Genomic DNA, 23,828 nt, shown 5'->3' with positions numbered 1-23,828 from the left:
GTCATGCGGCGCGAGCTGTAACACTGGCTTCATGTATGGCAATGACTTCGCCCCACCCGAGGACGCTCCGGGCGGCGGCCTGCTCGGCGAGGTGGAAGCCGCGGAGGCGGCGCTGCGCGAAGCGGCGGCGCGGGCCCGTCGCGGCGCCCCCGCGCCGGACGAGGACGTTGAGGCCTACTTCACCGACGTGATCGACGCCGACCAGAAGATCGAACCCCGGGACTGGATGCCCGAGGCGTACCGCAAGACGCTGATCCGGCAGATCGCCCAGCACGCGCACTCCGAGATCATCGGCATGCAGCCGGAGGGGAACTGGATCAGCCGGGCCCCGTCGCTCAAGCGCAAGGCCATCCTGCTGGCCAAGGTGCAGGACGAGGCCGGCCACGGGCTCTACCTCTACGCCGCCGCCGAGACGCTCGGTATCAGCCGGGACGAGCTGGTGGACCTGCTGCTCGACGGCCGGCAGAAGTACAGCTCGATCTTCAACTATCCGACCCTGACCTGGGCCGACGTCGGCGCGATCGGCTGGCTCGTGGACGGCGCGGCGATCGTCAACCAGGTGCCGCTGTGCCGCTGCTCCTACGGCCCGTACGCCCGCGCCATGATCCGGGTCTGCAAGGAGGAGTCGTTCCACCAGCGCCAGGGCTACGAGATCCTGCACACGCTGGCCCACGGCACCGAGGCCCAGAAGGCGATGGCCCAGGACGCGGTCGACCGCTGGTGGTATCCGTCGCTGGCCATGTTCGGCCCGCCGGACGGCGACTCCACGCACAGCGCGCAGTCCATGGCCTGGAAGATCAAGCGTTTCTCCAACGACGAGCTGCGCCAGCGCTTCGTCGACATGTGCGTCGGCCAGGCGGAGGTGCTCGGCCTGCGCATCCCCGACCCGGACCTGCGCTGGAACGAGGAGCGCCAGGCGTACGACTACACCCAGCCCGACTACGCCGAGCTGATGCGGGTGATCAAGGGCAACGGGCCGTGCAACCGGGAGCGGATGACGCACCGGCAGCGGGCCCACGCCGACGGCGCGTGGGTACGGGAGGCCGCCGCGGCATACGCCGCGAAGCGGGCGGAGCGGAAGGCGGTAGCCGCATGACTGGGCAGTCCTCACCCCTGTGGGAGGTCTTCGTGCGGGCCCGGCGCGGCCTGTCGCACACCCACGTCGGCAGCCTGCACGCCCCCGACGCCGAGCTGGCCCTGCGCAACGCCCGCGACCTCTACACCCGCCGCCAGGAGGGCGTCTCGATCTGGGTGGTGCCGGCGAGCGCGATCACCGCGTCCAGCCCGGACGAGAAGGACGCCTTCTTCGATCCGGCGGCCGACAAGGTCTATCGCCACCCGACGTTCTACGAGGTGCCGGACGGGGTGTCGCACCTGTGACCACGGTCTTCGACTTCACGCTCGGCCTCGGCGACGACGCGCTGATCGCGGCGCAGCGGCTCGGCGAGTGGACCACCCGCGCGCCGGAGATGGAGGAGGACATCGCGCTGGCCAACATCGCCCTCGACCAGCTCGGCGCGGCCCGGCTCCTGCTCACGTACGCCGGCGAGCTGGAGGGCGCGGGCCGGGACGAGGACGCCCTGGCCTACCTGCGCGACGACCGCGAGTTCCGCAACTGCCTGTTGGTCGAGCTGCCCAACGGCGACTTCGCGGTGACCGTGGCGAAGCTGTTCTTCCTGGCCGCCTGGCAACTGCCGCTCTACACCGCGTTGGCCGGCTGCGCCGACGAGCGGCTGGCCGCGATCGGCGCGAAGGCGCGCAAGGAGTCGGCGTACCACCTGGACCACGCCTCGCTCTGGATGAGGCGCCTCGGCGACGGCACCGACGAGTCGCACCGCCGCGCCCAGGACGCGGTCGACCAGGTGTGGCCGTACGTCCACGAGCTGTTCGTCGCGGCCCCGGCGGCGCCGGTCGACCCGGCCACCCTGCGGGCCGACGTCGACGCGACCGTGGCCGCGGTACTGGACGAGGCGACGCTGACCCGGCCGGAGACGGGCTGGACGCCCGGCGGCGGCCGGGACGGCCTGCACACCGAGCACCTGTCCTATCTGCTGGCCGAGATGCAGGTGCTGCACCGCGCCCACCCCGGGGCGACATGGTGACCACGGCGACCGACGCCAGGGCGGCCGTGGCGGCGGTGGTGGACCCGGAGATCCGGGTGATCACCATCGACGAGCTGGGCATCCTGCGCGCGGTCGAGCGGGAGCCGGACACCGGCCGGGTGGTCGTGACCATCACCCCCACCTACACCGGCTGCCCGGCGATGGACGTGATCCGCGCGGACATCCGCCGGGCGCTCGCCGCCGCCGGCCATCCGGAGTCCGAGGTCCGCACGGTCTACAGCCCGGCCTGGAGCACCGACTGGATCTCCGAGACCGGGCGGGCCAAGCTGGCCGCCGCCGGCATCGCCCCGCCCGCCCCGCGCGGCGACGACACCGTGGTGCCGCTGACCCTGGCGGTCCGCTGCCCGCGCTGCGGATCCCCGGAGACCACGCAGGTCAGCCGGTTCGGCTCCACCGCCTGCAAGGCGTTGTGGCGCTGCCGCTCCTGCTCCGAACCCTTCGACCACCTGAAGGCGCTGTGACTGTCACCATCACCCGGCCGGTGCGCCGCCGGCCGGTCTTCCACCCGCTGCCCGTCGCCGCCGTCGACCGGCTCACCGACGACTCGGTGTCGATCACCTTCGCGGTGCCCGAGGAGCTGCGGGAGACGTTCGCGTTCCGGGCCGGGCAGCACCTCACGGTCCGGCGCCCGGCCGTCGCGGACGACCCGGAGGCCGAGGAGGCGCGGCGGTCGTACTCGATCAGCTCCACCCCGGACGAGCTGGCCCGGCACGGCCGGCTGCGGATCGGGGTGCGCGAGGTCCCCGGCGGGGCCTTCTCCGCGTACGCGTGCGGCGCGCTGCGCGGTGGCGACACCGTCGAGGTGCTGCCGCCGCTCGGGCACTTCACCTCCGCGTTCGCCCCGGACCGGGTCCGCCGCTACGGCGCGGTGGTCGCCGGCTCCGGCATCACGCCGGTGCTCGGGCTGGCCGCGACCGCGCTGGCCGTCGAGCCGGAGAGCACGTTCACACTGGTGTACGGCAACCGCACGGCGAACACGGTGATGTTCGCCGAGGAGTTGGCCGACCTGAAGGACCGCTATCCGAGCCGGCTGCACCTGGTGCACGTGCTGTCCCGCGAGATGGGCGAGTCGGCGCTGCTCTCCGGCCGGATCGACGCCGATCGGCTGACCCGGCTGCTCGACACCGTGGTGCCGGGTGACGAGATCGAGGAGTGGTTCCTCTGCGGCCCGTACGGGATGGTGGAGGACGCCAAGGCGGTGCTGGCCGGGCGCGGGGTGCCCGACAAGGCGGTGCACACCGAGCTGTTCCACGTGGACTCGGCGGCGGAGCCGGCCCGCCGCCCGGCCGAGCGGCCCGGTGACGGGTCGGGCACCGAGGTGACGCTGGTGCTGGACGGGCGCTCGTCGCGCTTCACCATGGGCCGCGACGAGCGGGTGCTGGACGCGGCGCTGCGGGTGCGGGGCGAGCTGCCGTACGCCTGCAAGGGCGGGGTCTGCTCGACCTGCCGGGCCCGGGTGGTGGAGGGCGAGGTGACGATGGCCCGCAACTACGCGCTGGAGCCGGACGAGGTGGCCGCCGGATACGTGCTGACCTGCCAGTCCAGCCCGGTGACCGAAAAACTGACGGTCGACTACGACGCGTGACGTGTAGGACGCGACGTCCTGCACGTGGCCGCGTGGAACAGATTGCTCGAGGGGCGGGCGACGGCCCCCACGACGACCGGGCCGGTGCCCATGTCGCCGGTGCTCGGCGATCCCATGGTGGACGTCGCGGCGGCGCTGGTCGAGGCGCGCGATGAGGAACGCTGGTGATCTACCTCGACTCCGCGGAGATCCTGGCCCGCCAGGCGACGGCTACGGAGTTCGTGGCGTTCCTGACCGACGACCGGCGGCTGCTGGCGGCGGCCAAGGCGGTGGGGTTGCCGGTGGCGAGCCCGGGAATGGCCTGACCCGGCGACTGGGGTCCTCGTCACCTGGCCGAGGAGTGGCGTGTCGGTCGTCGTGGCCGCGACGTAGGCTCGACGGCGTGACGGTGAGCCGGGAGATCGACGACATCCTGCAGCGTGGCGCGGACGGTGGGCGGATCACGCCCGAGGAGGCCCTGCTGCTCTACACCGAGGCGCCCTTCCACGCGCTGGGCGAGGCGGCCGACGCGGTACGGCGGCGCCGCTACCCGGACAACATCGTCACCTACCTGATCGACCGCAACATCAACTACACGAACGTCTGCGTGACGGCGTGCAAGTTCTGCGCGTTCTACCGGGCCCCCAAGCACGCCGAGGGCTGGACCCACCCGACCGAGGAGATCCTGCGCCGCTGCGGCGAGGCGGTCGAGCTGGGCGCCACCCAGGTCATGCTCCAGGGCGGGCACCACCCCGACTACGGCGTGGACTACTACGAGGAGCTGTTCTCCTCGGTCAAGCAGGCCTACCCGCAGCTCGCCATCCACTCGATCGGCCCGAGCGAGATCCTGCACATGGCGAAGGTCTCCGGCGTGAGCCTCGACGAGGCCATCGCCCGGATCAAGGCCGCCGGGCTGGACTCGATCGCCGGTGCCGGCGCCGAGATGCTGCCGGACCGGCCGCGCAAGGCGATCGCCCCGCTGAAGGAGTCCGGCGCGCGCTGGCTCGAGGTGATGGAGCTGGCGCACCGGCAGGGCCTGGAGTCGACCGCGACCATGATGATGGGCACCGGCGAGACCAACGCCGAGCGGATCGAGCACCTGCGGATGATCCGGGACGTGCAGGACCGCACCGGCGGCTTCCGGGCCTTCATCCCGTGGACCTACCAGCCGGAGAACAACCACCTGAAGGGCCGCACCCAGGCGACCGCGCTGGAATACCTGCGCCTGATCGCGGTGGCCCGGCTCTTCTTCGAGACGGTGCCGCACCTGCAGGCGTCCTGGCTGACCACCGGCAAGGACGTCGGGCAGCTCGCCCTGCACATGGGCGTGGACGACCTCGGCTCGATCATGCTGGAGGAGAACGTCATCTCCTCCGCCGGCGCCCGGCACCGGTCCAACCTGCACGAGCTGATCGGCATGATCCGGTCGGCCGACCGGATCCCGGCCCAGCGGGACACGCTCTACCACCGGCTCGCGGTGCACCACACTCCCGCCGACGACCCGAGCGACGACCGGGTGGTCTCGCACTTCTCGTCGATCGCCCTGCCGGGCGGCGGCGCCGGCCGGTCGCTGCCGCTGGTCGAGGTGAACTGAGCGCTCGGCGAGCGTCTCCGCACCGCGTGTGACGACCGGCGGTCGGTCGAACGGCTGATGGTTGCTGAGCTAACGGGTCCTTCCGGCGGGCCGGTCGTCCGGTCGCCGGGAGGGGCGCAGCGGAGCAAGAGCGATCAATTCGGACCACCTTTAAGCGATCCTTAGGTGTGCAGGTGGTGAACGTCCGCCGGGTGGGATGGCGGGGGAGATCGCGGACCGCTAATGTCCCCGCCCGTACCCTTTCCTGCACCCCACGGGGGGAACCACTTCCATGCTTATCCGTAGTCGCGTGCTCGCCGGTGCCACCGGTGTCCTCGCCGCCGGCCTCTTCGCCGCGCCGGCGATGGCCGAGCCCAACTCGGCCGACCTCGCCATCGAGGCCACCGGCACCACGATCGCCGTGGGCGCGCCCGGCAAGACCGCCAGCGTCTCCCTGGTGAACAAGAGCAAGGTGGACGCCAAGGGCATCCTCGTCGGGCTGGACATCAGCAAGCTGGACACCGCCAAGGTGGACATCGACGAGTCCGGTTGCAACAAGCGCGAGGACGGCATCATCCTCTGCGGCATCGAGGGCGACGTGCTGAAGGCCGGCGCGGACGTCGACTGGGGCTTCCCGCTGAAGCGCAAGGGCACCGGGGTCGGCGACGCCGGCGAGATCAGCGCCATCATCCTGCACGACGGCCCGGACCCGGACGAGTCCAACAACGAGGTGACCGTCAAGGTCAAGGTCGAGGGCACCGGCCCGGACCTGACCGTGGTCGCCTCCGACGTGGACAAGGCCGTCAAGGTCGAGGGCAACAAGCTCTCGGTGGTCGGCGACCTGCACGCCGGCGAGACCGCCCAGCTGATCTACAGCACCTGGAACCAGGGTGACGCCACCGCGTCCGGCCTGAAGATCGGCGTCAAGCTGCCCAAGGGCGTGACGTTCGCCGAGGCCGAGGAGGGCTGCGTGGACGACGCCGCCAAGTCCTCGCGGGTCTGCACCTACCAGGACCTGGACTTCATCCCGGAGTCGAAGGACAAGCCGGGTGACGACCAGATCGCCGGTGGCCGCTTCTTCCACCTGCTCACCGTCGGCAAGGACGTCAAGGCCGGCAGCCTGAGCGGTGGCAAGGTCACCGTCGAGGCGCTGGGCACCCAGTCGCTGACCGCCCGCGCCACGGGCCGCAGCGCCCTGCCGGCGAACGCCGAGGCCGCCGCGCCCGTCGAGGTCGACGCGACCGACAACACCGACGCGTACGCTGTCGTGGTCGCCGCCGCCCAGGGCGGTTCCGGCGGTGGCGACGGTGACGACGACGGTGGCCTGCCGGTCACCGGTCCGCAGGCCGGCCTGCTCGGCGGCGTCGGCGTGGCCGTGCTGGCCGCCGGTGGCGCGCTGTTCATGGCCGCCCGCCGTCGCCGCGTGGTCCTGGTGACCCCGGGTGACGAGAAGTCGACCGTCTGACGGTTGTCCTCCATCGGCCCATGAGGGCCGTTCACATAACGCACCGCGGCAGGGGCGGGATGGGTGACCATCCCGCCCCTGCTGTTTGCCGAGGCAGGCGGGAATCCCATCCGCGCAGCGCTGGCGCTACGCCGCGCCGCTCCGGTACCGTCCGTTCGTTCCGTGCCTGATCGGCACGTCCCTACCCCCGGGGGAACCATGACCAACCGTTACCGATCCACACTGGCGCGTGCCGGCGTGGTGGCCCTTCTCTCCACCGCCGGTCTCGGCGCGGTCACCGGCCCGGCGCACGCCGCCGGCGAGGCCGACCTTCAGCTCATCCCGCTCAGCTACCAGCTGGCCAAGGGCGTCGACCAGGCCAAGGCCAAGCCGTTCAAGTTCCAGGTCGACAACACCACCGGCACCGTCGACGCCAAGGACGTCCGGGTCACGGTGGAGACCAAGGGCCTCAAGCCCCGCAAGGTGGGCGTGCTCGTCCCGGACGGCTGCGAGGTCTCCGGCACCGCCTTCTCCTGCCTGCTCGGTGACCTCGCCGCCGGCACCACCGAGGACTTCGGCATCCCGCTCTTCTCCACCGGTGGCAAGGGCGCGGCCGGCACGCTCACGGTCTCCATCAGCTCGGCCACGGCCGACCCCGACCTGGAGAACAACACGGTCGACCACGACGTCACCGTCACCGCGCCCGGCTACGACCTCACCACCTGGGTGCAGGACGTCTACGCCGACGTGCAGGTCGACGGCGACGAGGTCGGCGAGGCGAACCTGCGTCCGGTCCGGCCGGGCGAGACCGCGCCGCTCGACTGGGCCGTCTTCAACGACGGCAGCAAGCGGGCCACCGGCGTCGCGTACGGGATAACGCTGCCGGCCGGCGTGACCTTCGCCGAGCTGCCCGAGGGCTGCGTCGAGCAGGACCTGGGCGGCTTCGCGCAGGCGTACTGCGAGGACCGCGGCGTGGTGCTCAAGCCCGGCCAGTACTACACCGCGGGTGTGCGGGTGAAGGTCGGCGCGGACGTGACCGAGAAGCTGCTCCGTCCCGGCTTCGTCTTCGCCGCCGGCCTGGACTCCGCCTCCGGCGCGCCCGAGGAGGCGCCGCGCGTCGCCAGCTCGGCCCAGCGGCGGACGTTCTCCGAGGTCGACGACGTCGACAACAGCGCCCAGTTCGACGTCTTCGTCGACCCGAGCGCGGAGCCGAGCCCGACGCCGACGCCGACCCCGACGGCCACGCCGACGGCCGAGCCGACCCCGAGCGGCAGCGCGACCGCGGTGCCGACGCCGACCCCGACCACGGGCGGCGGAAGCGGCGGTGGCTCCGGCGACGGCGGCCTGCCGGTGACCGGCATGCAGGTGGGCCTGATCGGCGGCATCGGCGCGGTCGTGCTGGCCGCCGGCGCGGCGCTGCTGATGCTGTCCCGGCGTCGCAAGGTGGTCCTGGTCGCCCCGACCGAGGAGCGCACCGAGGACTGAGCCGGCCGGACCGGACATGGCGGGGGCGAGGTGGGCGACCACCTCGCCCCCGCGCCGTACCTCCGGTGGCGTGGCTGGCAGAGTGGAGGGGTGAACAGTCGTTCCCCGCAGGGCCGGCGCGCCAGCCTGGAGAAGCAGCCGCACGAGGTCGCCGCCATGTTCGACGGCGTGGCGGCCCGGTACGACCTGACCAACACCGTGCTCTCCTTCGGGCAGGACCGGTCCTGGCGGCGGGCCACCCGGGCGGCGCTCGGGCTGCGTCCCGGCGAGCGGGTGCTCGACGTCGGCGCCGGCACCGGCGTCTCCACCGAGGAGTTGGCCCACTCCGGCGCGTACGCGGTCGGCGCCGACCTGTCGTTGGGCATGCTGCACGCCGGCAAGCGCACCCGCCCGGCGGTGCCGCTGCTGGCCGGGGACGCGTTGCGGCTGCCGTTCGCCGACGCGAGCTTCGACGCGGTGACCATCTCCTTCGCGCTGCGCAACGTGAACGACACCGACGCGGCCCTGCGTGAGCTGGCCCGGGTCACCCGGCCGGGCGGGCGGCTGGTGGTGTGCGAGTTCAGCACCCCGGTCAACCCGGCGTTCCGGACGGTCTACCTGTCGTACCTGATGCGGTCGCTGCCGGCGGTGGCCCGGACGGTGTCGAGCAACCCCGACGCCTACGTCTACCTCGCCGAGTCGATCCGGGCCTGGCCGGACCAGGCGGCCCTGGCCGCCCGGGTCGGCGCGGCCGGTTGGGGTCGGGTGGCGTGGCGCAACCTGACCGGGGGCGTGGTCGCCCTGCACCGCGCGGTCCGGAACTGATCGCCCGGCCGGTTCACCGGCCATTTCGTGAATGTCGGACTTCGTGGTGGCTTGCGCCGTAGGCTCGCGCCCATGACGGGATCCGACCACACCGCCACCGACGACGACGCCGCCGAGCTGATCGCGCAGCTGAGGGAGCTGGCCGGCGCGGATCCCGCAGAGGTACGTCAGGTGGTCGCGGAGGTGCTGGCGGCGCTGGACCGGGCGGCCGGCGGCGCGTTGCGCGACCACCTGCCCGAGACGATCCGGCTCGACGCCGGCCTCGGACCGGCCGCGCCGGCCCGCCCGTGACCGATCTCCACCTTCTTACCGGCTGGTTTCCGAGAAGTTAGGCCCCCCTGGGCGCATACAGGTGTAACGCCGGTCATAGACTCCAACCCGATCGGCTTGTGAAGCATTTCACGAGCATGCGGGAGGAGGCGCGGATGACCGCGGTGGAGAACGACGCCGACGTCATCGTCGTGGGCGCCGGTCCCGGAGGATCGGCCACGGCATACCACCTGGCGCGGCACGGCGTACGCGTGCTGCTGCTGGAGAAGACGGAGTTTCCCCGGGAGAAGGTCTGCGGCGACGGGCTCACGCCCCGCGCCGTGCGCCAGCTCGTCCGGATGGGCGTGGACACCTCGCCCGAGGCCGGGTGGCTGCACAACAAGGGCCTGCGGGTGATCGGCGGCGGGGTCCGCCTGGAGCTGGACTGGCCCGACCTGGCCAGCTTCCCCAACTACGGCCTGGTCCGGACCCGGCTCGACTTCGACGACCTGCTCGCCCGGCGTGCCGTCGCCGCCGGCGCGGAGCTGCGTACCGGCGTGAACGTCCTGGGCCCGGTGCTCGACGCCGACGACCGGGTGACCGGCGTGCAGGCCGAGGTCGGCCCGGGCAAGGAGCCGGCGACCTTCCACGCGCCGCTGGTGGTCGCCGCCGACGGCGTCTCCGGCCGCTTCCCGCTCGCCCTCGGCATGGCCAAGCGGGAGGACCGGCCGATCGGCGTGGCGGTCCGCCGCTACTACCGCTCGCCGGCCAAGCACGACGACGACTACCTGGAGTCCTGGCTGGAGCTGCGGTCCAAGGGCAACGACGCGTTGCTGCCCGGCTACGGCTGGATCTTCGGCCTCGGCGACGGTCGGGTGAACGTCGGCCTGGGGGTGCTCAACTCCTCCTCGGCCTTCGGCAAGACGAACTACCGCAAGCTGCTCACCGACTGGTTGGCCAACACCCCGGAGGACTGGGGGATGACCGACGAGGCCAACGCGGAGGGGCCGATCCTCGGCGCCGCGCTGCCGATGGGCTTCAACCGGGTCCCGCACTACAGCCGGGGGGTGTTGCTCGTCGGCGACTCCGGCGGCATGGTCAACCCGTTCAACGGCGAGGGCATCGCGTACGCGATGGAGTCCGGCGAGCTGGCCGCGGAGGTCGCCGTGCAGGCGCTCGCCCGCCCGGCCGGCGCCGAGCGGGAGCGGGCGCTGATGGCGTACCCGCAGGAGCTGAAGGCCCGCTTCGGCGGCTACTACCGGCTCGGCGGGATCTTCGTGAAGCTGATCGGCCGCCCCGAGGTGATGCGGATGGCCACGAAGCACGGCATGCCGCACCCGATGTTGATGCGCTTCGTGCTGAAGCTGCTGGCGAACCTCACCGACCCGCGCGGTGGGGACGCGATGGACCGGGTCATCAACGCCATGACGAAGGTGGCGCCGGCCGTGTAGAAGACCACCGGCCCGGGGTCGACCGACCACGGACCGGAGAGATCGACCCCCGCCGACCGAGGTCGTCAGGGACGTGAATAGTGTGATTTTGGCCAACCACCGAGGTCAGGGAAGGACGAGCAGGGGACAACGATGACGCTCTCTCCTTATGCACCCATCATCGGGCTGTTCGCCCTCGCCGCGGGGTTCGCGCTGTTCTCCGTGGCCGCCGCCCGATTCGCCGGCCCCCGGCGTCTGAACAAGGCCAAGCTCGAGGCGTACGAGTGTGGCATCGAGCCGAGCCCGCAGCCGGTCGGCGGCGGCCGGTTCCCGATCAAGTTCTACCTGACGGCGATGCTCTTCATCGTCTTCGACATCGAGATCATCTTCCTCTACCCCTGGGCGGTCTCCTTCGACGCCCTGCCGATCTTCGGCTTCGTGGAGATGGTCATGTTCATCGTCGCGGTCTTCGTCGCCTACGCCTACGTCTGGCGGCGCGGCGGCCTGGACTGGGACTGAGGAGGTAGCAGATGGGCATCGAGGAGAAGCTTCCCTCCGGCGTCCTGCTCACCAGCGTCGAGAAGCTGGTCAACTGGTCGCGGAAGTCGTCCGTCTGGGGCGCCACGTTCGGCCTGGCCTGCTGCGCCATCGAGATGATGGCCGCGGGTGGCCCGCACTACGACATGGGTCGGTGGGGCATGGAGGTCTTCCGCGCCTCGCCCCGGCAGGCGGACCTGATGATCGTGGCCGGCCGGGTCAGCCAGAAGATGGCCCCGGTCCTGCGGCAGATCTACGACCAGATGGCCGAGCCCCGCTGGGTCATCTCGATGGGCGTCTGCGCCAGCAGCGGCGGCATGTTCAACAACTACGCCATCGTGCAGGGCGTCGACCACGTCGTCCCGGTCGACATGTACCTCCCCGGCTGCCCGCCCCGGCCGGAGATGCTCATCGACGCGGTGCTCAAGCTGCGCGAGAAGATCATGTACGAGCCGCTGGGCCCGAACGGCCGCAAGATGCTCGAGGCCCGCAAGGAGCGCGGTGACGTGCCGGTCGTGCCGTACGGCTCGATGCCGTCGTCGTACCGCAACGACAAGGCCCGGCGCGCCGAGTGGACGAAGGCCGTCCGCGAGGGGCGCGAGGAGCAGCTGCGGATCGAGAACTGGATGAAGGCGCAGAACCACCTCCAGACGCAGGGGGGACCGAAGTGAGCAACGACCGGAACGACGACGGCGGGGTGCCGGTACCCAGCGTCCCGGCCGGCGCCAGCGGCACCGCGCCGGCCGAGTACCCGCCGGCCAGCCCGGCGGGTCGGGGGATGTTCGGCAACCAGGGCACCGGCGACGTCTCCGGCTACGGCGGCCTGGTCCGCCCGCGTCGGTCGATCGAGGAGGCGTCCCGGCCGTACGGGAGCTACTTCGACGAGGTGCGGGACGCGCTGGAGGAGGCGTACCCGCAGTTCGGCGAGGCGATCGAGAAGGTCGTGGTCGACCGGGGTGAGCTGACCCTGCACGTGCGGCCGGAGCGCATCGCCGAGGTCTGCCAGGTGATGCGCGACGACATGTCGCTGCGCTTCGAACTCTGCTCCTCGGTGTCCGGGGTGGACTACCTGGGCGCCGACGGGCGTCGACTGCACGTGGTCTACCAGCTCACCTCGATGACCTACCGGCGGCTGGTCCGGCTGGAGGCCGCGGTCTCCGCCGAGGACCCGCACCTGCCGAGCGTCACCGCCGTCTACCCGACCGCCGACTGGCAGGAGCGGGAGACGTACGACATGTTCGGCATCGTCTTCGACGGCCACCCCAACCTGACCCGGATCCTCATGCCGGACGACTGGGAGGGGCACCCGCAGCGCAAGGACTACCCGCTCGGCGGCGTACCCGTCGAGTACAAGGGTGCGGAAATTCCGCCGCCGGACCGTAGGAGGTCCTACCAGTGACGACGTCGAACTACGCGACCGAGCGCGAGACCACCGAGGGCAAGGTCTTCACCGTCACCGGTGGGGACTGGGACCAGGTCGTCTCCGGCACCGACCCGATCAACGACGAGCGGATCGTCGTCAACATGGGTCCGCAGCACCCGTCCACGCACGGCGTGCTCCGGCTGATCCTGGAGCTGGAGGGCGAGACGGTCCGCGAGGCCCGCTCCGTCATCGGCTACCTGCACACCGGCATCGAGAAGAACCTGGAATACCGCAACTGGGTCCAGGGCTCGACGTTCGTGACCCGGATGGACTACCTCTCGCCGATCTTCAACGAGACGGCGTACGCGCTCGCGGTGGAGAAGCTGCTCGGCGTCACCGACGACGTCACCGAGCGGGCCACCACCATCCGGGTGCTGATGATGGAGCTCAACCGGATCTCCTCGCACCTGGTCTGGCTGGCCACCACCGGCATGGAGCTGGGCGCGATCAACATGATGTTGTACGGCTTCCGCGAGCGGGAGTACATCCTCGACATCTTCGAGACCATCACCGGCCTGCGCATGAACCACGCGTACGTGCGGCCGGGCGGGGTGGCGCAGGACGTGCCGGACGACGCGATCCGCAAGATCCGCGACTTCCTGGTGCTGATGCCGAAGAAGCTCAAGGAGTACGAGAACCTGCTCTCCGGGCAGCCGATCTGGATCGAGCGCACCCAGAACGTCGCGGTGCTCGACACCACCGCCTGCGTGGCGCTCGGCATCACCGGGCCGGTGCTCCGCTCCGCGGGGCTCGCCTGGGACCTGCGCAAGACCATGCCGTACTGCGGCTACGAGACGTACGAGTTCGACGTGCCGACGCACACCGACGGCGACGTCTGGGGCCGCTACCTGGTCCGGCTGGCCGAGATCCGTGAGTCGCTGAAGCTGGTCGAGCAGGCGCTGGACCGGTTGAAGCCGGGCCCGGTCATGGTCGCCGACAAGAAGATCGCCTGGCCGGCGCAGCTCGCCATCGGCGTGGACGGCATGGGCAACTCGCTGGAGCACGTCGCCAAGATCATGGGTCAGTCGATGGAGTCGCTGATCCACCACTTCAAGCTCGTCACCGAGGGCTTCCGGGTGCCGCCGGGCCAGGTGTACGTCGGCATCGAGTCGCCCCGCGGCGAGCTGGGCGTGCACGCGGTGTCCGACGGCGGCACCCGGCCCTACCGGGTGCACTACCGGGAGCCGAGCTTCGTCAACCTCCAGGCCCTCCCGGCCATGGCCGAGGGTGGCCTGATCGCCGACGTGATCGCCGGCGGCGCCTCGCTGGACCCCGTGATGGGTGGTTGTGACCGATGAGTACGACGTTCACCGAAGAGACCCGGCTGCGGGCGCGGGAGATCATCGCCCGCTACCCGGCGGACCGGTCCCGATCGGCCCTGCTGCCGCTGCTGCACCTGGTGCAGTCCGAGGAGGGTTACGTCTCCCCGGCCGGCGTCGAGTTCTGCGCCGAGGTGCTCGGGCTGAACAAGGCCCAGGTCGGCGCCGTCGCCACCTTCTACACCATGTACAAGCGCAAGCCGACCGGCGACTACCTGGTCAGCGTCTGCACCAACACGATGTGCGACGTGCTGGGCGGGCAGGCGGTCTACGACGCGCTCGCCGAGCACCTGGGCGTCGGGCACGAGGAGACCACCGCCGACGGGAAGATCACCCTGGAGCACGCCGAGTGCCTGGCGGCGTGCGACTACGGCCCGGTGATGACCGTCAACTACGACTTCTTCGACAACGTCGAGCCGCAGGGCGCGCTCGGTGTGGTGCAGGAGTTGCAGGCCGGCGGCCGGCCGATGCCGACCCGGGGCGCGCGGCTCTGCACGCTCAAGGAGATGGCGGTCCAGCTCGCCGGGTTCGCCGACGAGCGGGACGGCGCGGTGGCCGACGGCGGGCCGGGCGAGCCGAGCCTGCGCGGCCTGCGCCTGGCCGAGCAGCACGGCATCTCGGTGCCGGGCTACGACCCGAAGACGCCGATCCGCAGCAAGGCCGAGGCCGACCGGGCCGCCGCCGAGGCGAAGGCGAAGGCCGAGGCCGAGAAGCCCGCCAGCGGCAGCACCGCCCCGGACGTGAAGGCGCCGGACGACAAGTCGCCGCAGGTGCGTACCGCCGAGACCCGGCAGCCGGACGCGCGGACCCCGGTCGCGGACGCGCCCGGCACCAAGGTCCCGACCGACGGCCCGGCCCCGGCGCCGCGCGACGCGCGGGCGGCCGAGGCGGCCGGCGCGGCGGCGAACCCGCCGGCCGGCGACGGCAAGCCCGCCGGCGACGCGGCCGGCGCGCAGGAGCGCAACCTCAAGGACGCCGAGGCCGGTACGGACGCCGACGGCGTCGACCCGGCGGACGCGAACGGAACGGGGGTCCGGAAGTGACCACGCCTCGGCCGGAAACGCTGGCCAAGCTCACGCCGGTGCTCACCAAGCGCTGGCTGTCGCCGGACGCCTGGCGGCTCGGCACCTACGAGAAGCTGGACGGCTACGCCGCCCTGCGCAAGGCGCTCAAGGCGCACCCGGACGACCTGATCCAGCTGATCAAGGACTCCGGGCTGCGCGGGCGGGGCGGCGCGGGCTTCCCGACCGGTCTCAAGTGGGGTTTCATCCCGCAGGGCGACGGCAAGCCGCACTACCTGGTGGTGAACGCCGACGAGGGCGAGCCGGGCACCTGCAAGGACCTGCCGCTGATGACCCACGACCCGCACGCGCTGGTCGAGGGCGTCATCATCGCCTCGTACGCGATCCGGGCCAGCCGCGCCTACATCTACATCCGCGGCGAGGCCGTGCACGCCGCCCGCCGGCTGCGCAGCGCGGTCGACGAGGCGTACGCCAAGGGCTACCTGGGCCGGAACGTCCTCGGCTCGGGATTCGACCTGGACCTGGTGGTGCACTCCGGCGCCGGGGCGTACATCTGCGGTGAGGAGACCGCGCTGCTGGACTCGCTGGAGGGCTTCCGGGGCCAGCCCCGGCTGCGCCCGCCGTTCCCGGCGACCCACGGCCTGTACGCCAGCCCGACCGTGGTCAACAACGTCGGCACCATCGCCAGCGTGCCGCACATCGTGCTCGGTGGCGCCGACTGGTGGAAGACCATGGGCACGGAGAAGTCGTCCGGGCCGATGATCTACTCGCTCTCCGGCCGGATCGCCTTCCCCGGCCAGTACGAGGCCTCGATGGGCATCACGCTGCGCGAGCTGATCGAGCTGGCCGGCGGCATGAAGCCCGGGCACGAGCTGAAGTTCTGGACCCCGGGCGGCTCCTCGACGCCGCTGCTCACCGCCGAGCACCTGGACGTGCCGCTGGACTTCGAGGGGGTGGCGGCGGCCGGCTCGATCCTGGGCACCACGGCCACCCAGATCTTCTCCGATCAGGACTGCCCGGTGTACGCCACCTACCGGTGGCTGGAGTTCTATCACCACGAGTCGTGCGGCAAGTGCACCCCGTGCCGGGAGGGCAACTACTGGATGGTCCGGGTCTACCGGCGCATCCTCGCCGGCCAGGGCACCCACGAGGACCTCGACACCCTGCTCGACACCTGCGACAACATCCTCGGCCGCTCGTTCTGCGGCCTGGGTGACGGCGCCACCAGCTCGGTGACCTCGTCGCTGAAGTACTTCAAGCAGGACTACCTCGACTACATCGAGGGACGTACCGCGCCGAAGCTGTCGGACAAGCAGCTGGTGGGAGCCCACTAATGACCGACGTAGCCAAGCAGACCGAGACCGTCACGCTGACCATCGACGGCGTGGAGGTCACCGCGCCCAAGGGCACCCTGCTGATCCGGGTGGCCGAGCAGATGGGCACCGAGATCCCGCGGTTCTGCGACCACCCGCTGCTGGCCCCGGCCGGCGCCTGCCGGCAGTGCCTGGTGGAGGTGGAGGGCCAGCGCAAGCCCGTCGCCTCCTGCACCCAGACCGTCGCCGACGGCATGGTGGTGCGGACCCAGCTCACCTCGCCGGTCGCGAAGAAGGCCCAGGAGGGGGTGATGGAGCTGCTGCTCCTCAACCACCCCCTGGACTGCCCGATGTGCGACAAGGGCGGCGAGTGCCCGCTGCAGAACCAGGCGATGTCCACCGGCCGGACGGACTCCCGGTTCCACGAGCACAAGCGGGAGTACCCGAAGCCGCTGCCGATCAGCACCCAGGTGCTGCTCGACCGCGAGCGGTGCGTGCTCTGCCAGCGGTGCACCCGGTTCTCCGAGGAGATCGCCGGCGACAAGTTCATCGACCTGATGGGACGCTCCTCGCACGAGGAGATCAATATCTACCGGGACGACGCGTACGGCGAGGAGGGCGACGAGGGGGACGTCCCGTTCAACTCGTACTTCTCCGGCAACACCGTGCAGATCTGCCCGGTCGGCGCGCTGACCGGCGCCCAGTACCGCTTCCGCTCCCGCCCGTTCGACCTGGTCTCCTCGCCCAGCGTCTGCGAGCACTGCTCGGCCGGCTGCGCGCAGCGCACCGACTGGCGGCGGGGCAAGGTGCTGCGCCGGCTGGCCGGCGACGACCCGGCGGTGAACGAGGAGTGGAACTGCGACAAGGGTCGCTGGGGCTTCCAGTACACCCGCGCGTTCGACCGGCTCACCACCCCGCTGGTGCGCGACGACAAGACCGGTGAGCTGCGCGAGGCGTCGTGGAGCGAGGCGTTCACCCGGGCCGCCGAGGGGCTGCGCGCGGCCCGCGACGCGGGCACCGGCACCGGTGTGCTGACCGGCGGCCGGTTGACCGTCGAGGACGCGTACGCGTACGCGAAGTTCGCCCGGGTCGCGCTGCACACCAACGACATCGACTTCCGGGCCCGCCCGGTCTCCCGCGAGGAGGCCGACTTCCTGGCCAGCAACGTCGCCGGGGTCACCGACGTGACCTACGCGGACGTGGAGAACGCGCCCGCCGTGGTGCTGGTCGGCCTGGAGCCGGAGGAGGAGTGCCCGATCCTCTTCCTGCGGCTGCGCAAGGCGTACCTGAAGAAGACGCTCACGGTGTACGCGATCGCGCCGTTCGCGACCCGCGGCCTGGAGAAGCTCGGGGCGAAGCTGGCCCGGGTGGTGCCGGGTGAGGAGGCCAGCGTGCTGGCCGAGCACGCCACCGTGGCCGAGGCGCTGGGGCAGCCCGGCGCGATCCTGATCGTCGGCGAGCGACTGGGCGCGGTTCCCGGCGGCCTCTCCGCCGCGGCGGACGTGGCCCGGCGTACCGGTGCCCGGCTGGCCTGGGTGCCGCGTCGCGCCGGTGATCGCGGCGCGGTCGACGCGGGCTGCCTGCCCAACCTGCTCCCCGGCGGCCGGGTGGTCACCGAGCCGGCGGCCCGCGCGGAGCTGGGCGAGGCGTGGGACCTGCCGGCCGGGGTGATCCCGAGCCAGGCCGGTCGGGACACCGACGGCATCCTCGCCGCGGCGGCCGACGGCACGCTCGGCGCGCTGGTGGTGGCCGGCGTCGACCCGGCCGACCTGGCCGACCCGCGCGCGGCCGAGGCGGCCCTGGACGCGGTGCCGTTCCTGGTCAGCCTGGAACTGCGGATGAGCGCGGTGGCTCGCCGGGCGGACGTGGTCTTCCCGGTCGCCCCGGCGGTCGAGAAGGACGGCAGCTTCCTCGACTGGGAGGGCCGCCTGCGTACCTTCGATCGGGTGCTGGACACCGGCGCGATGACCGACGGCCGGGTGCTCGACGCGATCGCCGCGCAGCTCGACGTGCGGCTCGGCGTCGGCGACGTGCCGAGCGTGCGCCGCGAGCTGGGCGCGCTGCCGCGCACCCGGACGTCCCGGCCGTCCGCGCCGTCGGTCGAGCCGGCCGCCGTGCCGCAGCCCGGCCCGGGCGAGGCCGTGCTGTCGACCTGGCACCAGCTCGTCGACCTGGGCAGCCTGACCGACGGCGACGAGCACCTCGCCGGCACCGCCCGCCCGCCGGTCGTCCGGCTGGGCAAGGGCACCGCCGAGGCGCTCGGCGTGGCCGACGGCGACCCGGTCACGGTCGGGACCGACCGTGGCGCGGTGACGCTGCCGGCGGCGATCAGCGAGATGCCGGACGGCGTCGTCTGGCTGCCGACCAACTCACCCGGCTCGACCGTGCGACGCAGCCTCGGCGCGACCTCCGGTCACGTGGTCACGGTGACCGCGGCGCCTGTCGCCGCGGACGCCGCCGCCCGCCCGGGCCCGCTCCTCAACGCAGGGGGTGTCTCCGAGTGAATACCGTCGTCCTCGCGGCGCAGGACCCGACGCTCGCCGACTTCGGCAAGGACCCGTGGTGGCTGGTCCTCGGGAAGATCGTCTTCGCGTTCGCGTTCGGCCTGCTGGCCACGCTGCTCGGCGTCTGGTTCGAGCGGCGGGTGGTCGGCCGGATGGCGGTCCGGCCCGGCCCCAACCAGGTCGGCCCGTTCGGCCTGCTCCAGACGCTCGCCGACGGCCTGAAGATGGCGTTCAAGGAGGACATCCTTCCGCGCGCCGCCGACAAGGTGGTCTTCTTCTTCGCGCCGACCATCTCGGTGATCTCCGCGGTCACCGCGCTGTCGGTGATCCCGTTCGGCCCGAGCGTGAGCATCTTCGGCCACTGGACGCCGCTGCAGGTCACCGACGTGCCGGTGGCGGTGCTGGTGATCCTGGCCTGCTCCTCGATGGGCGTCTACGGCATCGTGCTCGGCGGCTGGGCCTCCGGCTCGACCTACCCGCTGCTCGGCGGCCTGCGCTCCAGCGCCCAGATGATCTCCTACGAGGTCGCCATGGGACTGAGCATCGTGGCCGTCTTCATGACCGCCGGCACCATGTCGACGAGCGGGATCGTCGCCGCGCAGGGCGACGCCACCCGGCTGAGCATCGGCGGGTTCGAGCTGCCCACCCCGGGCTGGTACGCGATCCTGCTGCTGCCCAGCTTCATCATCTTCTTCATCGCCATGGTCGGTGAGACCAACCGGGCGCCGTTCGACCTGCCGGAGGCGGAGTCGGAGCTGGTCGCCGGCTTCATGACGGAGTACAGCTCGCTGAAGTTCGCGCTCTTCATGCTCTCCGAGTACGTGGCCATGGTGAGCATGTCCGCGGTCACCACCACGCTGTTCCTCGGCGGCTGGCGGGCACCGTGGCCGATCACCCTGTGGTCGGGCGCCAACGACGGCTGGTGGCCGATGCTGTGGTTCTTCGGCAAGGTGATCCTGCTGGTCTTCGTGTTCGTCTGGCTCCGCGGCACGCTGCCCCGGCTCCGCTACGACCAGTTCATGCGCTTCGGCTGGAAGGTGCTGCTGCCGATCAACCTGGTCTGGATCCTGGTGCTCGCCGGGCTCCGTTCGATCGAGGACTGGCAGACCCGGGACCGGCTGCTCGTCACCGCCGTCGGCGCGGGCGTGCTGCTGCTGGCCACGCTCTTCTGGCCGAGCCGGAAGAAGGAGCCGAAGCCGTCGCCGCAGGAGCAGGCGGACAGCCGGCCGTACGGCAGCTTCCCGCTGCCACCGATGGATCTTCAGGTCCCGCCGAGCCCGCGTACCAAGCGCGTGGTCGCCGAGCGGGAGCCGGCCAACGTCGTCGCCGGCTCCGAATCCAGGGAGGTGTGACGTGGGCGCGATCACCGGAACGTTCAAGGGCTTCGGGGTCACCTTCTCGCACATGTTCAAGAAGGTCGTCACCACCGACTACCCGTTCAAGCCGCCGGTCTCGGCGCCGCGCTACCACGGGCGGCACATCCTCAACCGGCACCCGGACGGGCTGGAGAAGTGCATCGGCTGCGAGCTGTGCGCCTGGGCCTGCCCGGCCGACGCGATCTTCGTGGAGGGTGGCGACAACACCGAGGAGCAGCGCTTCTCCCCCGGTGAGCGGTACGCCAGCAACTACCAGATCAACTACGCCCGGTGCATCTTCTGCGGGCTCTGCATCGAGGCCTGCCCGACCCGTTCGCTCACCATGAGCAACGAGTACGAGCTGGCCCGGGACAACCGGCAGGATCTGATCTTCACCAAGGAGCAGCTGCTCGCGCCGCTGCTCGAGGGCATGGAGCAGCCGCCGCACCCGATGCGGCTGGGCGACAGCGAGAAGGACTACTACGTCGGCGCGCTGGCCAACCCGGGCACCTCGGCCGGCGCCGAGCACTCCCCGGCGGGCGGCCAGTATCCGGTGGAGGAGCACCCCGGGGTGACCTTCCCCGGCGCCGAGCAGGCCGCGCAGCGGTCCGAGGCGGGCAAGGGAGCAGGGGTATGACCACGCAGACTGTGCTCGCCGCGGCGGGCGAGGTGTCCGGGGGTGAGGAGGTCACCTTCTGGATCCTCGCCCCGCTGGCCCTGATCGGGGCGCTCGGCATGGTGTGGGCCCGCAACGCGGTGCACTCCGCGCTCTGGCTGGTGCTCACCATGCTCTGCCTGGGCGTGTTCTACGTGCTCCAGGCCGGGCCGTTCATCGGCATGGTGCAGATCATCGTCTACACCGGCGCGATCATGATGCTCTTCCTGTTCGTGCTGATGCTTGTCGGCCGGGACGCGTCCGACTCGCTGATCGAGACGCTGCGCGGCCAGCGGGTCGCCGCGGTGGTGCTCGGGCTCGGCTTCGCCGGCCTGGTCGGCACCGGGCTGTCCCGCGCGCTCAACGGTGTCCAGGCGGTGGGCCTCGACCAGGCCAACGCCGAGGGCAACGTGCAGGGCATCGCCCGGCTGCTCTTCACCAAGTACGTCTTCGCCTTCGAACTGACCTCGGCGCTGCTGATCACGGCCGCGGTGGGCGCGATGGTGCTGGCGCACGTGGAGCGGCGCAAGGAGGACCGGATGGACCAGGTCGCCACCATGAAGGCGCGGTTCCGGCCGGGCAACTACCCCGGCCCGAAGCCGGGCCCGGGCGTCTTCGCCACCTCCTCCTCGGTGGCCACGCCGGCCCGCCTGCCGGACGGCCGGCTGACCGACCGCGGCATCCCGGAGATCATGCCGGTGCGCGAGCTGACCTCCGAGGAGACCGCACTGAAGGGTACGGAGAAATGACGCCGGACTACTACCTGATCCTCGCGGCGGTGCTGTTCACCATCGGCGCCGTCGGCGTGCTGGTCCGGCGCAACGCGATCGTGCTGTTCATGTGCGTCGAGCTGATGCTCAACGCGGCCAACCTGACCCTGGTCACGTTCAGCCGGATCAACGGCGACCTGAACGGCCAGATCATGGCGTTCTTCGTGATGGTGGTGGCGGCGGCCGAGGTCGTGGTCGGGCTCGCGATCATCATGGCGATCTTCCGGACCCGGCGCTCGGCCAGCGTCGACGACGCCAACCTGCTGAAGTACTGAGGGGTCTGCGGTGGAACAGACTGTGGAATTCGCTACGGCGGATGGCCTGCTGGGCAGCGTCTGGCTGCTGGTGGCGATCCCGCTGGTCAGCGCGGCGGTCCTGCTGCTGCTCGGCAAGCGGGCGGACCGCTGGGGCCACTGGCTGGGCGTGGCGGCCATCGGCGCCGCGTTCGTGCTCGGGCTGACCTACTTCTTCCAGCTGCGCGGCCTGGAGAACAAGCAGGTCCAGACGAGCCTCTGGCAGTTCATCACCGTGGGCGACCTGAAGGTGGACTTCGGTCTGCTCTTCGATCCGCTGGCCGCGGTGTTCGTCCTGCTGATCACCGGGGTGGGTTTCCTGATCCACCTCTACGCGGTGGAGTACATGGCGCACGACGAGGGCCGGCGACGGTTCTTCGGGTACTTCAACCTGTTCGTCGCCGCGATGCTGCTGCTGGTGCTCGGCAACAACTACGTGATGCTCTACTTCGGCTGGGAGGGCGTCGGTCTGGCGTCGTACCTGCTGATCTCCTTCTGGTACGGCCGGCCGAGCGCGGCTACCGCCGGCAAGAAGGCGTTCCTGATGAACCGGGTCGGCGACGCCGGCCTGGCCATCGGCATCTTCGTCCTCTTCGCCCAGCTCGGCACCACCCAGTACGACGAGGTGTTCAACGGGGTCGGGTCGATGACCTCGACCACGGTGCTGGTGCTCGGCCTGCTGCTGCTCCTGGGCGCCGCCGGCAAGTCCGGCCAGTTCCCGCTCCAGGCGTGGCTGCCGGACGCGATGGAGGGCCCGACCCCGGTCTCCGCGCTCATCCACGCGGCCACCATGGTCACCGCGGGCGTCTACCTGATCGCCCGCTCCAACCCGATCTTCTCGGCCAACGAGACGCTCCAGCTCGTGGTGGTCAGCGTCGGCGCCCTCACGCTGCTGCTGGGCTGCATCATCGGCGCCGCGAAGGACGACATCAAGCGGGTGCTGGCCTGGTCCACGGTCAGCCAGATCGGCTACATGTTCCTCGGCGTCGGCCTCGGCGGCGGCGCGTACGCGCTGGCCATCATCCACCTGCTGGCGCACGGCTTCTTCAAGGCCAACATGTTCCTCGGCGCCGGCTCGGTCATGCACGGCATGAAGGACCAGGTGGACATCCGCCGCTTCGGCGGGCTGTCGAAGTACATGAAGATCACCTGGCTGACCTTCATGATGGGCTGGCTGGCCATCATCGGCATCCCGCCGCTCTCCGGCTACTTCTCCAAGGAGCCGATCATCGCGTCCGCGTTCGAGCGGGAGGGCTGGACCGCCTGGCTCTTCGGCGGCGCGGCGCTCCTCGGCGCCGGGCTCACCGCGTTCTACATGACCCGGCTCTTCGTGCTCACCTTCCACGGCCCGAAGCGGTGGACCGAGGACATCGAGCACCCGCACGAGTCGCCGAAGCTCATGACGATCCCGCTGATCCTGCTCGCCGCCGGCTCGGTGGTGGCCGGTGGTCTGATGACGCTCAACGACGGCGTGGTGTCCTGGCTGACCCCGGTGCTCGGCGAGGAGGCCGGTGGCGAGGCGCACGGCGTGCTCTCGCACACCGTGATCACCATCCTCTCCATCCTGATCACCGTGCTCGGGGCCGGGCTGGCCTGGTTCCTGTTCCGCACCGGCACGGCCACCGAGCCGCAGCCGGCCGGCGTCGTGGTCACCGCCGCGCGCCGCAACCTCTACACGGACGCCTTCAACGAGGCGGTCTTCGAGAAGCCGGGCATCTTCCTCACCCGGGCGCTGGTCTTCCTCGACAACCGGGGCGTCGACGGGCTGGTCAACGGCCTCGCCGCCGCGGTGGGCGGGGGCTCGGGCCGGCTCCGGCGGCTGCAGACCGGCTTCGTGCGGTCGTACGCGACCTCGATCCTGACCGGCGCGCTGCTCGTGGTGGCCGCGTTCCTGGCGGTGCAGGCGGGGTGGCTGGCGTGATCGACAGCAACGCGGCCGCCCCCGCCGGCGGGCCACGCAGTCAC

25 protein-coding genes are annotated in these 23,828 nt (G+C 71.4%); all 25 read left to right on the top strand.

Annotation, left to right across the window (positions count from 1 at the left end):
* The first annotated feature begins 31 nt into the window (after positions 1–31).
* The 25 genes from paaA (at position 32) to nuoL (ending at position 23,784) form a co-directional block, all read left to right on the top strand.
* Positions 32–1,096: a 1,2-phenylacetyl-CoA epoxidase subunit PaaA gene (gene paaA / locus GA0070213_RS14210; RefSeq protein WP_091062871.1), complete on the top strand. Its 1,065-nt coding sequence runs from the start codon at positions 32–34 to the stop codon at positions 1,094–1,096.
* Positions 1,093–1,380 carry a 1,2-phenylacetyl-CoA epoxidase subunit PaaB gene (paaB, locus tag GA0070213_RS14205; RefSeq protein WP_091062869.1) on the top strand — a complete coding sequence of 96 codons (288 nt, stop codon included), beginning with the start codon at positions 1,093–1,095 and terminating at the stop codon, positions 1,378–1,380. The genes paaA and paaB overlap by 4 nt, the downstream gene beginning before the upstream one ends.
* A complete protein-coding gene (gene paaC, locus GA0070213_RS14200; protein ID WP_091062867.1) occupies positions 1,377–2,102 on the top strand; it encodes a 1,2-phenylacetyl-CoA epoxidase subunit PaaC in 726 nt (241 codons plus the stop codon). The genes paaB and paaC overlap by 4 nt, the downstream gene beginning before the upstream one ends.
* Positions 2,099–2,584 carry a 1,2-phenylacetyl-CoA epoxidase subunit PaaD gene (paaD, locus tag GA0070213_RS14195; protein ID WP_245716385.1) on the top strand — a complete coding sequence of 162 codons (486 nt, stop codon included), beginning with the start codon at positions 2,099–2,101 and terminating at the stop codon, positions 2,582–2,584. The genes paaC and paaD overlap by 4 nt, the downstream gene beginning before the upstream one ends.
* Positions 2,581–3,708 carry a 1,2-phenylacetyl-CoA epoxidase subunit PaaE gene (gene paaE, locus GA0070213_RS14190; RefSeq protein ID WP_091062864.1) on the top strand — a complete coding sequence of 376 codons (1,128 nt, stop codon included), beginning with the start codon at positions 2,581–2,583 and terminating at the stop codon, positions 3,706–3,708. Before paaD ends, paaE begins: the two co-directional genes overlap by 4 nt.
* 24 nt (positions 3,709–3,732) lie before the next feature.
* On the top strand, positions 3,733–3,876 hold the full coding sequence (locus tag GA0070213_RS14185; RefSeq protein ID WP_245716384.1) for a hypothetical protein: 144 nt from the start codon (positions 3,733–3,735) through the stop codon (positions 3,874–3,876).
* Positions 3,873–4,013, top strand: coding sequence for a hypothetical protein (locus GA0070213_RS14180; RefSeq protein ID WP_245716383.1), 141 nt, complete (start codon positions 3,873–3,875; stop codon positions 4,011–4,013). The genes GA0070213_RS14185 and GA0070213_RS14180 overlap by 4 nt, the downstream gene beginning before the upstream one ends.
* 77 nt (positions 4,014–4,090) lie before the next feature.
* Positions 4,091–5,281, top strand: coding sequence for a cyclic dehypoxanthinyl futalosine synthase (gene mqnC / locus GA0070213_RS14175; protein WP_091062863.1), 1,191 nt, complete (start codon positions 4,091–4,093; stop codon positions 5,279–5,281).
* 271 nt (positions 5,282–5,552) lie between these two features.
* Positions 5,553–6,725 (top strand): hypothetical protein, encoded by a 1,173-nt coding sequence (locus GA0070213_RS14170; protein WP_139128670.1) that lies wholly within the window; start codon positions 5,553–5,555, stop codon positions 6,723–6,725.
* A 198-nt stretch (positions 6,726–6,923) separates the two neighbouring features.
* Complete coding sequence (locus GA0070213_RS14165) at positions 6,924–8,189, top strand: COG1361 family protein (RefSeq protein ID WP_091062859.1); 1,266 nt, start codon at positions 6,924–6,926, stop codon at positions 8,187–8,189.
* Positions 8,190–8,279: 90 nt separating this feature from the next.
* A complete protein-coding gene (locus GA0070213_RS14160) occupies positions 8,280–8,993 on the top strand; it encodes a demethylmenaquinone methyltransferase (protein WP_091063212.1) in 714 nt (237 codons plus the stop codon).
* A 72-nt stretch (positions 8,994–9,065) separates the two neighbouring features.
* Positions 9,066–9,284 carry a hypothetical protein gene (locus GA0070213_RS14155; protein ID WP_091062857.1) on the top strand — a complete coding sequence of 73 codons (219 nt, stop codon included), beginning with the start codon at positions 9,066–9,068 and terminating at the stop codon, positions 9,282–9,284.
* A gap of 134 nt (positions 9,285–9,418) precedes the next feature.
* Positions 9,419–10,693 carry a geranylgeranyl reductase family protein gene (locus tag GA0070213_RS14150; protein ID WP_091063209.1) on the top strand — a complete coding sequence of 425 codons (1,275 nt, stop codon included), beginning with the start codon at positions 9,419–9,421 and terminating at the stop codon, positions 10,691–10,693.
* Positions 10,694–10,825: 132 nt separating this feature from the next.
* Positions 10,826–11,191: an NADH-quinone oxidoreductase subunit A gene (locus GA0070213_RS14145; protein ID WP_089154551.1), complete on the top strand. Its 366-nt coding sequence runs from the start codon at positions 10,826–10,828 to the stop codon at positions 11,189–11,191.
* Positions 11,192–11,202: 11 nt separating this feature from the next.
* A complete protein-coding gene (locus GA0070213_RS14140; RefSeq protein WP_091062855.1) occupies positions 11,203–11,880 on the top strand; it encodes a NuoB/complex I 20 kDa subunit family protein in 678 nt (225 codons plus the stop codon).
* Entirely contained in the window at positions 11,877–12,608 is a 732-nt protein-coding gene (locus GA0070213_RS14135; RefSeq protein WP_091062852.1) for an NADH-quinone oxidoreductase subunit C, read from the top strand. Before GA0070213_RS14140 ends, GA0070213_RS14135 begins: the two co-directional genes overlap by 4 nt.
* Positions 12,605–13,930: an NADH-quinone oxidoreductase subunit D gene (locus GA0070213_RS14130; RefSeq protein WP_091062850.1), complete on the top strand. Its 1,326-nt coding sequence runs from the start codon at positions 12,605–12,607 to the stop codon at positions 13,928–13,930. The genes GA0070213_RS14135 and GA0070213_RS14130 overlap by 4 nt, the downstream gene beginning before the upstream one ends.
* Positions 13,927–14,994, top strand: coding sequence for an NADH-quinone oxidoreductase subunit NuoE (nuoE, locus tag GA0070213_RS14125; protein ID WP_091062848.1), 1,068 nt, complete (start codon positions 13,927–13,929; stop codon positions 14,992–14,994). Before GA0070213_RS14130 ends, nuoE begins: the two co-directional genes overlap by 4 nt.
* Entirely contained in the window at positions 14,991–16,307 is a 1,317-nt protein-coding gene (nuoF, locus tag GA0070213_RS14120; protein ID WP_091062846.1) for an NADH-quinone oxidoreductase subunit NuoF, read from the top strand. The genes nuoE and nuoF overlap by 4 nt, the downstream gene beginning before the upstream one ends.
* Complete coding sequence (locus tag GA0070213_RS14115; protein ID WP_091062844.1) at positions 16,307–18,790, top strand: NADH-quinone oxidoreductase subunit G; 2,484 nt, start codon at positions 16,307–16,309, stop codon at positions 18,788–18,790. The genes nuoF and GA0070213_RS14115 overlap by 1 nt, the downstream gene beginning before the upstream one ends.
* Entirely contained in the window at positions 18,787–20,142 is a 1,356-nt protein-coding gene (gene nuoH, locus GA0070213_RS14110) for an NADH-quinone oxidoreductase subunit NuoH (RefSeq protein WP_091062842.1), read from the top strand. Before GA0070213_RS14115 ends, nuoH begins: the two co-directional genes overlap by 4 nt.
* 1 nt (position 20,143) lies before the next feature.
* Positions 20,144–20,782, top strand: coding sequence for an NADH-quinone oxidoreductase subunit NuoI (gene nuoI / locus GA0070213_RS14105; RefSeq protein WP_091062840.1), 639 nt, complete (start codon positions 20,144–20,146; stop codon positions 20,780–20,782).
* Positions 20,779–21,549: an NADH-quinone oxidoreductase subunit J gene (locus GA0070213_RS14100; protein WP_091062838.1), complete on the top strand. Its 771-nt coding sequence runs from the start codon at positions 20,779–20,781 to the stop codon at positions 21,547–21,549. The genes nuoI and GA0070213_RS14100 overlap by 4 nt, the downstream gene beginning before the upstream one ends.
* A complete protein-coding gene (gene nuoK / locus GA0070213_RS14095; RefSeq protein WP_089154544.1) occupies positions 21,546–21,845 on the top strand; it encodes an NADH-quinone oxidoreductase subunit NuoK in 300 nt (99 codons plus the stop codon). Before GA0070213_RS14100 ends, nuoK begins: the two co-directional genes overlap by 4 nt.
* A 10-nt stretch (positions 21,846–21,855) precedes the next feature.
* A complete protein-coding gene (gene nuoL / locus GA0070213_RS14090) occupies positions 21,856–23,784 on the top strand; it encodes an NADH-quinone oxidoreductase subunit L (protein WP_091062836.1) in 1,929 nt (642 codons plus the stop codon).
* Positions 23,785–23,828 lie beyond the last annotated feature (44 nt).

It is taken from the genome of Micromonospora humi, assembly GCF_900090105.1.
Lineage (GTDB): Bacteria > Actinomycetota > Actinomycetes > Mycobacteriales > Micromonosporaceae > Micromonospora > Micromonospora humi.
Note: the sequence above shows the minus strand (reverse complement) of the source record. Positions and strands in the feature narration are given on the sequence as shown.